The sequence below is a fragment of the Streptomyces fumanus genome (assembly GCF_014655295.1).
GTDB classification, from domain to species: Bacteria; Actinomycetota; Actinomycetes; order Streptomycetales; family Streptomycetaceae; genus Streptomyces; species Streptomyces fumanus.
The window spans coordinates 114961-129377 of record NZ_BNBI01000009.1; the positions used below are offsets into that span (position 1 = coordinate 114961).

Below are 14417 nucleotides of genomic sequence, written 5' to 3' on the forward strand. Positions count from 1 at the left end.
ACAAGGGGATCGATATTCCGTGTCATCCGCTCGCCGTCCGTTGCTGACCGCCGCCGCAGCGGGCTCCCTGCTGTGTGCCCTGTGGTTCGTCCCGTCCGCCAACGCGACCTCCGAGACCCCGGCGAGAGACACCCCCTCCGCGGCCCCGTCTCCCCAGGTCACCGAGCAGGCCAGGCCCGCCGCCGCGGACCCGGCGGCGGCGGGCGGGGGCACCCGGCTGGCCGACACCGGCAGCTTCGACAGCACGCCGTACGTGGTCGGCGGCACGGTCTTCCTCTCCCTGGGGGCGGGCTTCGTGGCGTATTCGGTCCGCCGTGAACGGCTCGGTTTCTGACGGTTTTTCGAGGACTTTGCTCTTCTTGACGTTCTTTTGACCCGGCCGTCCGGCGTTACCGCAGCGGACCGGTGACCGTCTCCGCCGCCGCGACCAGCCGCCCGTCCCGGACGAACGCCTCCGCGGCGGCCAGGTCGGGTGCCAGGAACCGGTCCGGACCGGGGCCCTGGACCCCCGCCTTGCGCAGCGCCTCGACGACGGCCCGTGAGGCGGGCGCCGGGGTGAGGCCCTCGCGCAGCTCCAGGGCGCGGGTGGCGGCGTACAGCTCGACGGCGAGGACCCGGGTGAGGTTGTCGACCGCGGTGCGCAGCTTGCGCGCCGCCGACCAGCCCATGGAGACGTGGTCCTCCTGCATCGCCGAGGACGGGATGGAGTCCGCCGAGGCCGGTACGGCCAGCCGCTTCAGCTCACTGACCAGGGCCGCCTGGGTGTACTGGGCGATCATCAGGCCGGAGTCCACGCCGGCGTCGTCGGCGAGGAACGGCGGCAGGCCATGGCTGCGGTTCTTGTCCAGCAGCCGGTCGGTGCGGCGCTCGGCGATGGAGCCGAGGTCGGCGACGGCCACGGCGAGGAAGTCCAGCACGTAGGCGACCGGGGCGCCGTGGAAGTTCCCGTTGGACTCCACCCGCCCGTCGGGCAGCACCACCGGGTTGTCGACGGCCGCGGCGAGTTCCCGCTCGGCGACCAGCCGGGCGTGCGCGAGGGTGTCCCGGCCGGCGCCCGCGACCTGCGGGGCGCACCGCACCGAGTAGGCGTCCTGCACCCGGGGGGCGTCGTCCTGGTGGTGGCCGGTGAGCCCGGAGCCCGCCAGCACGGCGGCCATGTTGGCGGCGGACGCGGCCTGCCCGGGGTGCGGGCGGATGGCGTGCAGCTCGGGGGCGAGCACCTTGTCGGTGCCGAGCAGCGCCTCCAGGGTCAGGGCGGCGGTGATGTCGGCCGACGTGTAGAGGGCGTCGAGGTCGGCGAGGGCCATGAGCAGCATGCCCAGCATCCCGTCGGTGCCGTTGAGCAGGGCGAGGCCCTCCTTCTCGCGCAGCTCGACGGGGGCGATCCCGTGCTCGGCGAGCAGCTCGCGGGCGGGCCGCACGGTCCCGTCGGGGCCCTCGGCCTCGCCCTCGCCCATCAGCGTGAGGGCGCAGTGCGAGAGCGGCGCGAGGTCGCCGGAGCAGCCGAGCGAGCCGTACTCGTGCACGACCGGGGTGATCCCGGCGTTGAGCACCTCGGCCATGGTCCGCGCCACCTCCGGGCGGACGCCGGTGCGGCCGGAGCAGACGGTCTTCAGCCGCAGGAACATCAGCGCCCGCACGACCTCCCGCTCGACCCGGGGGCCCATCCCGGCGGCGTGCGAGCGGACGATGTTGCGCTGGAGCTGCGCGCGCAGCTCGGGGCTGATGTGCCGGGTCGCCAGGGCGCCGAAGCCGGTGCTCACGCCGTAGACCGGGTCGGGCTTGGCGGCCAGCGCGTCCACGATCTCGCGGGCCGCGGCCAGGGCCGTCAGCGCTTCCTCGGACAGCTCGACCCGGGCGCCGCCGCGCGCCACGGCGAGGACGTCGGACGCGGTGACCCCGGCCGTCCCCACCACCACAGTGTGCATATTCATATTCAGGAGCGTACGCAGTGAAATCACCGGTGTCACCCCCGGGTCCGGGCGGCGCCCCTTACGGCGCGTGCCGCCCCCGGAACCGCCGGCGCTCCCCGTCGCCGCCCTCTCCCGGCGGCTGGTCGGCCAGGCGTACGACGGGATCGTCGGGGCCCGCGCGGCCGGCCACCACCGGGCGGTCGGTGCCCTCGGCCTTGGCGCGGTACTGGGCGGCGTCCGCCAGCCGGAACAGCCGGCGCGCGGAGCGGACCGGCCCGATCGGGTCGGCGGTGGACGCCACCCCGCAGGCCACCCCGTCGCCCAGTTCCAGCTCCCCGGCCCGGCGGCACAGCTCCCGGGCGGCGCCGACCACGGCGTCGGCGGGCGGGCCCACCGCGAGCAGGCAGAACTCGTCGCCGCCGAGCCGCGCCGCGAGCGCGCCCGGCAGCATCGCGCCGCACAGCGAGAGCACCGAGCCGAATCGTTCCAGCAGGCGGTCGCCGGCGGCGTGCCCGTGGGTGTCGTTGACCCGCTTGAGGCCGTTGAGGTCGCAGACGACGAGGCTGACCGTCGCCCCCTCCCGGCGGTGCCGCTCCACGGCCTCGTCCAGCCGGGCGTCGACGGCACGGCGGTTGGCCAGGCCGGTCAGCGCGTCGGTGAAGGCCAGCCGCCGCACCTCCTCCAGTTGCTCGGTCTGGGCCAGCCCGGCGGCGACCACGGCGGCCAGGACGGTGGCGAAGTCGGCGTCGCCCCGGCCGAAGACGGGCTCGCCGGCCGGCCGGGCCACGTACAGCTCGCCCCAGGCGCGGCCGTGCAGCACGACCGGGGCGACGACACAGCAGCCGCGGCCCCGGCGGCGCAGCGCGGCGACGCGCTGGTGGACGTAGCCGGGCCGCCCGGCCGCGGGGCCCTCGGCGGTCTCGACCCAGGCGTCGGGCTCGCCGCCGCCGGCCCAGCGTTCGTGCAGGAACTCGGTGATCTCGGCGAACTGGTGCACCGGGTAGGACTCGTCGTCCGGGAACTCCTCCTCGCCCTCGGCCCGCTCCCCGACGTTCACCAGGACCCGCAGGCGGCCCAGCTCCCGCTCCCACACCGACAGGGCGGCGAAGCTGCCGCCCAGCGCGCGGCACGCGCCGAGCGCCGCCGCGCGCCACGCCTCGCGCGAACCGTGCGCCGCCGCCATGCCCTGCGCCAGCGCGACGACGGCCGCGAGGCGTGCATCCTCACCCATCACCCCAGGCTAGGGAGATTTCCCCCGAAAGCGGACATCGAGCGGGCGAACGGGGGCGGGGCGGGCGGACGTACCCAGAACCCCGGGACTCACTCCCCCGGCCACCGCGGCGCGCGCTTCTCGTTGAAGGCCGCGACGCCCTCCGCGCGGTCCCCGGAGAACGCCACCGCGCGCCAGGCCGCGTCCTCGACCTCCAGGCCGGCCCGCAGGTCCAGCCCCTGCCCGAGCCGCAGCGCCCGCTTGGCGGCGCGCAGGCCGACCGGGGAGTTGGCGGCGATCCGGTCGGCCAGGGCCAGCGCCTCGTCCCGGTCCCGGCCCTCGTCCACCAGGTGGTCGACCAGGCCCAGCTCGCGCGCCTCCCCGGCCGCCACCCGGCGGGCCGTGAACACCAGCTCGGCGGCGCGCGCGGCCCCCACCCGGCGGGGCAGCAACTGGGTACCGCCGCCCCCGGGGATCACCCCGACGGACACCTCGGGCAGCCCCACCACCGCGGTGCGGTCGGCCACGATCAGGTCGCAGGACAGGGCCAGCTCGAAGCCGCCGCCGAGGGCGAAGCCGTGCACCGCCGCGATCGCCGGCACCGGCAGCTCCAGTACGCCCGTGTACGCGGCCCGGGTCACCGGCCGCTGCCGCAGCAGCTCGGCGTCGCTGAGGGAGTTGCGTTCCTTCAGGTCCGCGCCGACGCAGAAGGCCCGCTCATGGGTGGAGGTCAGCACCACCGCGCGGACGGACGGGTCGGTGCCGAGCGCCGCGCAGGCCGCGGTGACGGACCGGGCCATCGCGGTCGAGACGGCGTTCATGGCCTTGGGCCGGTCCAGGACGAGTTCCGCCACGTGTCCCGCCCCGTGCCGCCGCACCAGCACGAACTCCCCGTACCGCTCCTCGCTCATGACACCCTCCCGGTTAACGCGGGTTAACGGCCAGTTCCGCCCCGATCATCGCAGCCCGGGACGGCCGGGAAAAGGCCGGGTGAGCGTGGTCAGGCGTCGGTGCCGCGCCGGGTGAGCAGCCAGGGTTCGACCACGCCGAGGCCGCGCACCGGGCGCTGCCACATCGGCTGGAGCGCGAAGCGGTACGCGGGCGGCTCCTCGCCCTCCTTCTCCGCGGCGGCGGCCTCCTCGGCGGCCGCGGCCTCGGAGGCGGGGGCGTCACCGGTGCGGATCAGCTCCTCCGCGAAGGCGGTGTCCACCAGCACGGCGTCCCGGGGCGCTATCGAGGTGAGCCGGGAGGCCAGGTTCACGGTGGTGCCGAAGACATCGCCCATCCGGGTGGTGACCGTGCCGAAGGCCATGCCGACCCGCAGTTCCGGCATGGTCTCGTCGCCCGCCATGGTCTCGATCAGCCGCAGGGCGATCTCGGCGGCCGTCCCGGCGTCGTCGGCGGCGTACAGCACCTCGTCGCCGAGGGTCTTGACCAGGCGCCCGCCGCGGGCGGCGATCAGGTCGGCGGCGGTGGTCTCGAAGGCTTCGACCAGCTCGCCCAGCTCCTCCTCCTCCATGCGGCGGGTCAGCCGGGTGAAGCCGACCAGGTCCGCGAAGCCGACCGCGAGCCGCCGGTCGACCATCTCCTCGTCGTCGGTGGCCTGCACCACCCGCCCGGCCGAGGCGGCGAGCTGGCGCCGCCAGACGTAGACGAGGAACTCCTCCAGCTCCGGCAGGAGCAGCTCGACGATCGGATACGTGACCTCGGTGCGGGTCATGCCGGGCTCGGGGGGCTCGGTCAGGCCCTCCAGGAAGGAGTCCATCTGCCACTCGGCCAGCCGGGCGGTGGTCTGCCCGGTGGACCGGGCCACCTGCACCGCCATGGCCTCGCTGAGCAGCCCCGCCTCCACCAGACCGGCCAGCCGCCGCAGCGCCAGTACGTCGGCCTCGGTGAGCGCCTTGGCCTGCCCGATGTCGGCGAAGCCCATGGCCCGCCAGAAGCGGGAGGCCAGCTCCATGGAGACCCCCGCGCTGCGGGCCGCCTGGAAGGGGGTGTAGCGGCGCTCGGCCCCGAGGATCAGCCCTTCGAGGCGCAGCGCGAGCGGGTCGTCGGCGGGGTCGGCGGGCTCGTCCACCCGGCCGTCCCCGTCCGCGCCGGAGCCCGTGTCGTCGACGGTCACGCCTGCTGCCCTTCCGATCTGCCGCGGTCAGGTATCGACCGGCCCCAACTTTACGTTAGCTGTGGGCCAGCTCACTTCCCCGAGCACCGTGCCGACCCCCTGACCGGACGCGGCGGACGATGCGCTGCCGCCCCCTGCCGCCCCCTAGGCCGGCCGCAGGTGGACGATGTCCCCGGCGCCGATCGGCTGCCGCACGCCCTCGGCGGTGGCCAGGACCAGGCGGCCGTCGCCGTCGACGGCCACCGCCTCGCCGGTCACGGCGCGGTCGCCCGGCAGTTCCGCCCGTACCGTCCGGCCCAGCGTCGCGCAGCCCGCCGCGTACGTCTCCTGCAGCCCGGACGGGCCCGGGTCGCCGTCCGCCGCGCGCCAGCGGCCGTACCACTGCTCCAGCGCGCGCAGCACCCCGCGCAGCAGCGTGTCCCGGTCGGTGCTGACCGCGCCGGCCAGCGCGAGGGAGCCGGCCGTCGGGACGGGCAGCTCGTCGGCGCGCAGGGTGACGTTGATGCCGACGCCGATCACCACGCCCGCGTCGCCGGCCCGCTCGGCGAGGATGCCGCCGGCCTTGCGCTCCGCGCCGCCCACGGTGACCAGCAGGTCGTTGGGCCACTTCAGGGCGGTGTCGACGCCGGCCGCGCGGGACAGGCCGGTGGCCACCGCGACCCCGGTGAGCAGCGGCAGCCAGCCCCAGCGGGCGACCGGGACCTCGCCGGGGGCGAGCAGCACGGAGAAGAACAGGCCCGAGCGGGGCGGCGCGGTCCACCGCCGGTCCAGGCGGCCCCGGGCGGCGGTCTGCTCCTCGGCGACGAGGACGACGCCCTCCCCGGCCCGGCCCTCGGCGGCCCGGCTCACCAGGTCGGAGTTGGTGGAGCCGGTCCGCTGCACCACCTCCACGTCCGTCCACAGCCCGCCCTGACGGACCAGGCCGCGCCTGAGCGCGGTGCCGTCGAGGGGCGGGCGGTCGAGGTCGGACCACCGGCTGCGGTCGCGGGCTGCGTCATCTCGGTCAGTCATGCAAGCCACCCTAGGTGTGGTAAACGCCGCACTGCCGATCGGTGAGGGCCCCACTACGCTGCGGATGAGTAACCGTCCCCCCTTCTGAGCAGGCAGGGAGCCGCATCCCGATGTCCGAACCGGAACAGCAGCAGCCTGACATCCACACGACCGCGGGCAAACTCGCGGACCTGCGGCGCCGTATCGAGGAAGCGACGCACGCCGGTTCGGATCGCGCCGTGGAGAAGCAGCACGCCAAGGGCAAGCTGACGGCCCGTGAGCGCATCGACCTCCTCCTGGACGAGGGGTCGTTCGTCGAGCTCGACGAGTTCGCCCGGCACCGCTCCACCCACTTCGGCCTGGACGCCAACCGCCCGTACGGCGACGGTGTGGTCACCGGTTACGGCACCGTCGACGGCCGTCCGGTCGCCGTGTTCTCCCAGGACTTCACCGTCTTCGGCGGCGCCCTCGGCGAGGTCTACGGCCACAAGATCGTCAAGGTGATGGACTTCGCGCTGAAGACCGGCTGCCCGGTCATCGGCATCAACGACTCCGGCGGCGCCCGCATCCAGGAGGGCGTCGCCTCGCTCGGCGCGTACGGCGAGATCTTCCGCCGCAACACCCACGCCTCCGGTGTGATTCCCCAGATCAGCCTGATCGTCGGCCCCTGCGCGGGCGGCGCGGTCTACTCCCCCGCGATCACCGACTTCACCGTGATGGTCGACCAGACCTCGCACATGTTCATCACCGGCCCCGATGTGATCCGGACGGTCACCGGCGAGGACGTCGGCTTCGAGGAACTGGGCGGCGCCCGCACCCACAACGCCGTCTCGGGCGTCGCCCACCACATGGCCGGCGACGAGAAGGACGCCTTCGAGTACGTCAAGCAGTTGCTGTCGTACCTGCCGTCCAACAACCTCTCCGAGCCGCCCGCCTTCCCCGAGGAGGCCGACCTCACCGTCACCGACGAGGACCGCGAGCTGGACACGGTCGTCCCGGACTCGGCCAACCAGCCCTACGACATGCACACGGTCGTGGAACACGTCCTGGACGACGGCGAGTTCTTCGAGACCCAGCCGCTGTACGCGCCGAACATCCTCACCGGCTTCGGCCGGGTGGAGGGCCGCCCGGTCGGGGTGGTCGCCAACCAGCCGATGCAGTTCGCCGGCTGCCTGGACATCACCGCCTCCGAGAAGGCCGCCCGCTTCGTGCGCACCTGCGACGCCTTCAACGTCCCCGTCCTCACCTTCGTGGACGTGCCCGGCTTCCTGCCCGGCGTCGGCCAGGAGCACGACGGCATCATCCGGCGCGGCGCCAAGCTGATCTACGCCTACGCGGAGGCGACCGTCCCCCTGATCACGGTGATCACCCGCAAGGCGTACGGCGGCGCCTACGACGTGATGGGCTCCAAGCACCTGGGCGCCGACCTCAACCTGGCCTGGCCCACCGCGCAGATCGCCGTGATGGGCGCCCAGGGCGCGGTCAACATCCTGCACCGCCGCACCATCGCCGACGCCGAGGACCCCGAGGCGACCCGGGCCCGGCTGATCCAGGAGTACGAGGACACCCTGCTCAACCCGTACGTCGCCGCCGAGCGCGGGTACGTGGACGCGGTGATCCTGCCCTCCGACACCCGGGCCCACATCGTGCGGGGGCTGCGTCAGTTGCGTACCAAGCGGGAATCCCTCCCTCCGAAGAAGCACGGCAACATCCCCCTGTAAGGAGCCGCTGTGACCATCAAGGTCGTCCGGGGCAACCCCACCCCCGAGGAGCTGGCCGCCGCCCTGGCAGTGGTCCGCGCCCGCGCCGCGGCGGCAGCCCCCGAACCGCCCGGCGCGGACCAGCCGAGGGACACATGGTCCGACCCGTCCCGCATAGCGCGGGCCCAGGTACCACGCCCTGGCCCGACAGCGTGGACCCGAACGTACTGGCCGACGTAGGACCGTCCCCCCCCAGGGGCGCGGGGAACCGCGCACAGAACCACAGAGAGGGGCCACCAATCTAGGTACCCCTACTCAGGCGCAGCCCCCACCCCAAGCCCCACGCTAGTGGCATGCTCTGGTCCGACCCCGAGAACGAGCCGCCGCAAGACCTGCGCGACACGCAGGACATGCTCCGGCGGCTCGGTCTCCTCATGGCCCTCGCCATGACCCTCGCCATGATCGTCATCGGCCTCAGGTGAGCGTCCGCCACCCCCGCGACTACCCTGATCCGCATGACTGCTCAGCCCCCCAGGCGACTCGTCCTCGCCTCCCAGTCCCCCGCCCGGCTAGGGCTGCTGCGCCAGGCCGGCTTCGCCCCCGAGGTGATCGTCAGCGGTGTCGACGAGGACGCCGTCACCGCCCCCACCCCGGCCGAGCTGGCCCTCGCCCTGGCCGAGGCCAAGGCGTCCGTGGTGGCCGCCCGGCCCGAGGTGCGCGGCGCGCTGGTGATCGGCTGCGACTCGGTGCTCGACCTGGACGGGCAGGCCCTGGGCAAGCCCGCCGACGCCGAGGAGGCCACCGCCCGCTGGAAGGCGATGCGCGGCCGGTCCGGCACCCTGCAGACCGGTCACTGCGTCTGGGACACCGCCTCCGGCCGGCACGTCTCGGCCACCGCCTCCACCGTCGTCCGCTTCGGCGAGCCCACCGACGAGGAGATCGCCGCGTACGTCGCCACCGGGGAACCCCTGTACGTCGCCGGGGCGTTCACGCTGGACGGGCGGTCGGCGCCGTTCATCGACGGCATCGACGGCGACCACGGCAATGTGATCGGCCTGAGCCTGCCGCTGCTGCGGCGGCTGCTGGCCGACCTGGGCGTGGGCATCACCGCGCTGTGGGCGCCGGCGGGGAGCTGACCGGCGGGCCGCCGGCCCCGGCCGCCCGGTCGCGGGGCTCCTCGGGCGGGTCGTACGTCATCAGCAGCAGCACGACGAGCCCGAGGACGCCCACCATCAGCAGGGTCACCGGCCAGCCCGCCAGGCCCCAGGCGAAGGCGCCGAGCAGCCCGTGCACCACGGCGGCGCTGACCAGCAGGATCTTTCCCAGCCCGGCGGGCGGGCGGTCGCGGATGGCGACCAGCAGGGCGACCAGGGCGCACAGGGCGAAGTAGAGCCCGAAGACCACTCCGCCGATCTTCGAGGACAGCGACATGGTGTCCGGGTCGAGGCCGGCCAGCGACATCCGCTGCCGGGCCACCACCACCCCGAGGAACCAGTTCAGCGCCGCGACGCCGAGCGCCTCGGCGAACAGCACGACCGCCACGGTCCACGCCACCGGTCTGCGCACCGGCCCCCACCCACTTTCGAGCACGACTGCGGTCACCCCGAGCAGGTCCTCGGCGACATGAACGCTACTCACCGGTAAACCGGGGGACAAGACTCCTGCGGACGGCAAAGAATCGTTGGGCCATTCGTAGGGACTCCACAAAGAAACCGAGTGGGGCGCAGCACGCTCTCACAGAGACCTTGGCCACACCCGGGGGCTAGGGTTTTCCGGAGGAGTCCTGCGTACCGCGGTGCGACAAGGACTTTCACGGGTCGAGCGGGCCTCGAATCACGCTCCGTGTGGGCAAGCTCACCATTGGGGACGGGTCGAAGTGCCGTGTCGGCAGTCCCTAAACTCGGCTTGTTTCAAGGAGGGAGCCTCAATCGTGCGCAAGGTGCTCATCGCCAATCGTGGCGAAATCGCTGTCCGCGTGGCCCGGGCGTGCCGGGACGCCGGGATCGCGAGCGTGGCCGTCTACGCCGACCCGGACCGGGACGCGCTCCATGTCCGCGCCGCGGATGAGGCGTTCGCCCTGGGCGGTGACACCCCGGGCACCAGCTACCTGGTCATCGAGAAGGTGCTGAAGGCGGCGCGCGAGTCCGGCGCGGACGCGGTCCACCCCGGCTACGGCTTCCTCTCGGAGAACGCCGAGTTCGCCCAGGCCGTCCTGGACGCCGGGCTGATCTGGATCGGCCCGCCGCCGCAGGCCATCCGCGACCTCGGTGACAAGGTCGCCGCCCGGCACATCGCCCAGCGGGCCGGCGCCCCCCTGGTGGCCGGCACCCCCGACCCGGTCTCGGGCGCGGACGAGGTCGTCGCGTTCGCCGAGGAGCACGGTCTGCCGATCGCCATCAAGGCGGCCTTCGGCGGCGGCGGCCGGGGCCTGAAGGTGGCCCGGACGCTGGAGGAGGTCCCGGAGCTGTACGACTCCGCGGTGCGCGAGGCGGTGGCCGCGTTCGGCCGCGGCGAGTGCTTCGTGGAGCGCTACCTCGACAAGCCCCGGCACGTGGAGACCCAGTGCCTGGCCGACACCCACGGCAACGTGGTCGTCGTCTCCACCCGTGACTGCTCCCTGCAGCGCCGCCACCAGAAGCTGGTCGAGGAGGCCCCCGCGCCGTTCCTCTCCGAGGCCCAGATGGCGGAGCTGTACCGCGCCTCCAAGGCGATCCTGAAGGAGGCCGGCTACGTCGGCGCCGGCACGGTGGAGTTCCTGGTCGGCGTGGACGGCACGATCTCCTTCCTGGAGGTCAACACCCGTCTGCAGGTGGAGCACCCGGTCACCGAGGAGGTCGCCGGCATCGACCTGGTCCGCGAGATGTTCCGCATCGCCGACGGCGAGGAACTCGGCTACGGCGACCCGGTGCTGCGCGGCCACTCCTTCGAGTTCCGCATCAACGGCGAGGACCCGGGCCGCAACTTCCTGCCCGCCCCCGGCACCGTCACCACCTTCGCCCCGCCGTCCGGCCCCGGCGTCCGCCTGGACGCGGGCGTGGAGTCGGGCTCGGTCATCGGCCCGGCCTGGGACTCGCTGCTGGCCAAGCTGATCGTCACCGGCCGCACCCGCAAGGAGGCGCTGGAGCGCGCCTCCCGCGCCCTGGAGGAGTTCACCGTCGAGGGCATGGCCACCGCCCTGCCCTTCCACCGCGCGGTCGTCAAGGACCCGGCGTTCGCCCCCGAGCTGACCGGCTCCACCGACCCGTTCACGGTCCACACCCGGTGGATCGAGACGGAGTTCGTCAACGAGATCAAGCCGTTCGCCGCCCCGGCCGACACCGACGCGGACGAGGAGACCGGCCGCGAGACGGTGGTCGTCGAGGTCGGCGGCAAGCGCCTGGAGGTCTCGCTGCCCTCCTCGCTGGGCATGTCGCTGGCCCGCACCGGCCTGGCCGCCGGGGCCAAGCCCAAGCGCCGCGCGGCCAAGAAGTCCGGCCCCGCCGCCTCCGGTGACACCCTCGCCTCCCCGATGCAGGGCACCATCGTGAAGATCGCCGTGGAGGAGGGCCAGGAGGTCAAGGAGGGCGACCTGATCGTCGTCCTGGAGGCGATGAAGATGGAGCAGCCCTTGAACGCCCACAAGGCGGGCACCGTCAAGGGCCTGTCCGCGGAGGTCGGCGCCTCCATCACCTCGGGCGCCGCGATCTGCGAGATCAAGGACTGACGTCCGGTACGACGCCGCCGAGGCGCCCGGCGGACCGGGAGACCGGTTCCGTACGGGCGCTTCGTCGTCCCCGGCGGCGCCCTCAGCGGCGGCGCAGGTCGGCCACCCGGGCCCGCTGCTCCGCCGCGGCGGCGCCCTGCTCACCGAGGGCCGTGGCCGCCCGGAACCCCGTCCCGGCGCCGGGGCCCTGACGGCGCGGCCCGGGGAGCGCCACGTCCCGGCGCTGCCGGGCCGGTCCGGCCTCACCCCCCGCGCTGCCCGGGCCCGGTGCTCCCCCCGGCGTACCGGCCACCGCGATCTGCACGCCCTGGTCGGCGAGGGCCTGCAGTTCGGTGCCCGCCCGGTCGTCGTGGGCGGGGGGTTCGTCGGTGACCAGCCGGGTGATGACGTCCGTCGGCACGGTCTGGAACATGGTGTCGGTGCCGAGCTTGGTGTGGTCGGCGAGGACCACGACCTCGGCGGCAGCCTGCACCAGCGCCCGGTCGACGGAGGCGGAGAGCATGTTGGAGGTGGACAGGCCCCGCTCGGCGGTCAGGCCGCTGCCCGACAGGAACGCCTTGGACACCCGCAGCCCTTGCAGGGACTGCTCGGCCCCGCTGCCGACGAGGGCGTAGTTGGAGCCCCGCAGGGTGCCGCCGGTCATCACCACCTCGACCCGGTTGGCGTGCGCCAGGGCCTGGGCCACCAGCAGCGAGTTGGTGACGACGGTCAGGCCGGGCACCCGCGCGAGCCGGCGGGCCAGCTCCTGGGTGGTGGTGCCCGCCCCGACCACGATGGCCTCGCCCTCGGCGACGAGGCCCGCGGCGAGATCGGCGATGGCCGTCTTCTCGGCGGTCGCGAGATGGGATTTCTGCGGAAAGCCGGACTCCCGCGTGAAGCCGCCCGGCAGTACCGCACCGCCGTGCCGGCGGTCAAGGAGTCCTTCTGCCTCCAGTGCGCGCACGTCCCGCCGTACGGTCACTTCGGAGGTCTGGACGACGCGGGCGAGTTCACGGAGCGACACGGCCCCGTTCGCTCGCACCATTTCGAGGATCAATTGGCGACGTTCTGCAGCGAACACGAAACTGACAGTAACGCGGCTGACCGTCTGCTTTCAGCAGTTTGCGCCGAATAACAGAAGTTGTTCGCAGCGGCCACCGAGAAGTGGTATAGGGCCTAGTCCGCCCGACTATGCCGCCCGCACCCCCGGCGACTCCCCGTCACCGGCGGGGAGCCGCTTCCGGCCGCCGGGACCCGGCCGTGTCCTCGGCCGGTCAGCCCTCGGCGCCGGTCTTGCGGGTGTGCAGTTGCCGCGCCACCTCGGCGATCGACCCCGAGAGGGAGGGGTAGACGGTGAAGGCGTTCGCGATCTGTTCGACCGTCAGATTGTTGTCGACCGCGATCGAGATGGGGTGGATGAGTTCCGAGGCGCGCGGCGCGACGACCACCCCGCCGACCACGATCCCGGTGCCCGGCCGGCAGAAGATCTTGACGAAGCCGTCCCGGATGCCCTGCATCTTGGCGCGCGGGTTGCGCAGCAGCGGCAGCTTGACCACGCGGGCGTCGATCTTCCCCGCGTCCACGTCGGACTGCGAGTACCCCACCGTGGCGATCTCGGGGTCGGTGAAGACGTTGGACGAGACGGTCTTGAGGTCCAGCGGGGTGACCGCGTCGCCCAGGAAGTGGTACATGGCGATCCGGCCCTGCATGGCGGCGACGGACGCCAGCGCGAAGACGCCGGTCACGTCACCGGCGGCGTACACGCCCGGCGCCGAGGTGCGGGAGACCTTGTCGGTCTTGATGTGCCCGGAGTCCTTGAGCCGGACGCCGGCCTCCTCCAGGCCCATCCCCTCGGTGTTGGGGATGGCGCCGACCGCCATCAGGCAGTGCGACCCGGTGATCACGCGCCCGTCGGCGAGGGTGACCTCGACCCGGTCGCCGACCCGCTTGGCGGACTGGGCGCGGGAGCGGGCCATCACGTTCATCCCGCGGCGCCGGAAGACGTCCTCCAGCACGGCGGCGGCGTCCGGGTCCTCGCCGGGCAGCACTCGGTCCCGGGACGACACCAGGGTGACTCGGGAGCCCAGCGCCTGGTAGGCGCCGGCGAACTCGGCGCCGGTGACGCCGGACCCGACCACGATCAGTTCCTCGGGCAGCTCGTCGAGGTCGTAGACCTGGGTCCAGTTCAGGATGCGCTCGCCGTCGGGGCGGGCGTCGGGCAGCTCGCGGGGGTGCCCGCCGGTCGCGATGAGCACGGCGTCGGCGGTGAGCGTCTCCTCGGTGCCGTCGGCGGCCCGGACCACGACCTTGCGGGAGCCGTCCAGCGCCTGCATGCCCTCCAGCCGGCCGCGCCCGCGCATCACCCGGGCGCCGGCCCGGGTCACGGAGGCGGTGATGTCGTGCGACTGGGCCAGCGCGAGGCGCTTCACCCGGCGGTTGACCTTGCCGAGGTCCACGCCGACCACCCGGGCGGACTGCTCCATCGGCGGGGTGTCGTCGGCGACGATGATGCCCAGCTCCTCGTAGGAGGAGTCGAAGGTGGTCATCACCTCGGCCGTGGCGATCAGGGTCTTCGACGGCACGCAGTCGGTGAGCACCGACGCCCCGCCCAGACCGTCGCAGTCGACGACGGTCACCTCCGCGCCGAGCTGCGCGGCGACCAGCGCCGCTTCGTATCCGCCGGGTCCGCCACCGATGATCACGATCCGAGTCACGTACTCCATTGTCCCGTACGCCCCGCCGGACGGCCGCCCCGGGGGCCCGGCCGATACGCCCCCGTGATCCGGCGGAAGCCGTACCC

Annotated in this window: 14 protein-coding genes; 6 read left to right on the forward strand and 8 right to left on the reverse strand. The window is 73.7% G+C overall.

Translation table 11 applies throughout. The annotated features are described in order from the left end of the window. Positions 1-19: 19 nt before the first annotated feature. On the forward strand, positions 20-334 hold the full coding sequence (locus IE316_RS20615) for a hypothetical protein (protein WP_190205908.1): 315 nt from the start codon (positions 20-22) through the stop codon (positions 332-334). Positions 335-389: 55 nt separating this feature from the next. Here IE316_RS20615 and hutH read toward each other — a convergent pair whose 3' ends face one another. The 5 genes from hutH to IE316_RS20640 all read right to left on the reverse strand — a co-directional run bounded on the left by hutH (position 390) and on the right by IE316_RS20640 (position 6256). Next, complete coding sequence (hutH, locus tag IE316_RS20620; RefSeq protein ID WP_190206169.1) at positions 390-1928, reverse strand: histidine ammonia-lyase; 1539 nt, start codon at positions 1926-1928, stop codon at positions 390-392. 64 nt (positions 1929-1992) lie between these two features. Then, complete coding sequence (locus IE316_RS20625; protein ID WP_190205909.1) at positions 1993-3144, reverse strand: GGDEF domain-containing protein; 1152 nt, start codon at positions 3142-3144, stop codon at positions 1993-1995. Positions 3145-3233: 89 nt separating this feature from the next. Beyond that, complete coding sequence (locus IE316_RS20630; RefSeq protein ID WP_190205910.1) at positions 3234-4034, reverse strand: enoyl-CoA hydratase/isomerase family protein; 801 nt, start codon at positions 4032-4034, stop codon at positions 3234-3236. 89 nt (positions 4035-4123) lie between these two features. Then, entirely contained in the window at positions 4124-5245 is a 1122-nt protein-coding gene (locus IE316_RS20635; RefSeq protein ID WP_190205911.1) for an adenylate/guanylate cyclase domain-containing protein, read from the reverse strand. 144 nt (positions 5246-5389) lie between these two features. After that, positions 5390-6256, reverse strand: a complete 867-nt coding sequence (locus tag IE316_RS20640; protein ID WP_190205912.1) for a biotin--[acetyl-CoA-carboxylase] ligase — start codon at positions 6254-6256, stop codon at positions 5390-5392. A gap of 110 nt (positions 6257-6366) precedes the next feature. Between IE316_RS20640 and IE316_RS20645 the strand changes: the two genes are divergently transcribed. The 4 genes from IE316_RS20645 (at position 6367) to IE316_RS20655 (ending at position 9071) form a co-directional block, all read left to right on the forward strand. Further along, complete coding sequence (locus tag IE316_RS20645) at positions 6367-7956, forward strand: acyl-CoA carboxylase subunit beta (protein ID WP_190205913.1); 1590 nt, start codon at positions 6367-6369, stop codon at positions 7954-7956. Between the two features lie 9 nt (positions 7957-7965). Then, entirely contained in the window at positions 7966-8175 is a 210-nt protein-coding gene (locus tag IE316_RS20650; protein ID WP_190205914.1) for an acyl-CoA carboxylase subunit epsilon, read from the forward strand. A 113-nt stretch (positions 8176-8288) separates the two neighbouring features. Next, positions 8289-8417, forward strand: coding sequence for a morphogenic membrane protein MmpB (gene mmpB / locus IE316_RS35980; protein WP_268257648.1), 129 nt, complete (start codon positions 8289-8291; stop codon positions 8415-8417). A 33-nt stretch (positions 8418-8450) separates the two neighbouring features. Next, complete coding sequence (locus IE316_RS20655) at positions 8451-9071, forward strand: nucleoside triphosphate pyrophosphatase (protein WP_190205915.1); 621 nt, start codon at positions 8451-8453, stop codon at positions 9069-9071. Here the strand turns inward: IE316_RS20655 and IE316_RS20660 are convergent. Continuing rightward, entirely contained in the window at positions 9040-9501 is a 462-nt protein-coding gene (locus IE316_RS20660; RefSeq protein ID WP_190206170.1) for a hypothetical protein, read from the reverse strand. The genes IE316_RS20655 and IE316_RS20660 overlap by 32 nt on opposite strands. Before the next feature lie 364 nt (positions 9502-9865). Between IE316_RS20660 and IE316_RS20665 the strand changes: the two genes are divergently transcribed. Continuing rightward, positions 9866-11638, forward strand: a complete 1773-nt coding sequence (locus IE316_RS20665) for an acetyl/propionyl/methylcrotonyl-CoA carboxylase subunit alpha (protein WP_190205916.1) — start codon at positions 9866-9868, stop codon at positions 11636-11638. Between the two features lie 82 nt (positions 11639-11720). Here the strand turns inward: IE316_RS20665 and IE316_RS20670 are convergent, their stop codons facing one another. Next, on the reverse strand, positions 11721-12698 hold the full coding sequence (locus IE316_RS20670; protein WP_190205917.1) for a DeoR/GlpR family DNA-binding transcription regulator: 978 nt from the start codon (positions 12696-12698) through the stop codon (positions 11721-11723). Between the two features lie 193 nt (positions 12699-12891). Then, positions 12892-14340: an NAD(P)H-quinone dehydrogenase gene (locus IE316_RS20675; protein ID WP_190205918.1), complete on the reverse strand. Its 1449-nt coding sequence runs from the start codon at positions 14338-14340 to the stop codon at positions 12892-12894. Positions 14341-14417 lie beyond the last annotated feature (77 nt).

Excerpts from the sequence above, each read along its gene's own strand:
- IE316_RS20625 (WP_190205909.1), bottom strand. The coding sequence starts at position 3,144 with ATGGGTGAGGATGCACGCCTCGCGGCCGTCGTCGCGCTGGCGCAGGGC.
- IE316_RS20675 (WP_190205918.1), bottom strand. The coding sequence starts at position 14,340 with ATGGAGTACGTGACTCGGATCGTGATCATCGGTGGCGGACCCGGCGGA.
- IE316_RS20645 (WP_190205913.1), top strand. The coding sequence starts at position 6,367 with ATGTCCGAACCGGAACAGCAGCAGCCTGACATCCACACGACCGCGGGC.
- IE316_RS20655 (WP_190205915.1), top strand. The coding sequence starts at position 8,451 with ATGACTGCTCAGCCCCCCAGGCGACTCGTCCTCGCCTCCCAGTCCCCC.
- IE316_RS20640 (WP_190205912.1), bottom strand. The coding sequence starts at position 6,256 with ATGACTGACCGAGATGACGCAGCCCGCGACCGCAGCCGGTGGTCCGAC.
- IE316_RS20630 (WP_190205910.1), bottom strand. The coding sequence starts at position 4,034 with ATGAGCGAGGAGCGGTACGGGGAGTTCGTGCTGGTGCGGCGGCACGGG.
- mmpB (WP_268257648.1), top strand. The coding sequence starts at position 8,289 with ATGCTCTGGTCCGACCCCGAGAACGAGCCGCCGCAAGACCTGCGCGAC.
- hutH (WP_190206169.1), bottom strand. The coding sequence starts at position 1,928 with ATGCACACTGTGGTGGTGGGGACGGCCGGGGTCACCGCGTCCGACGTC.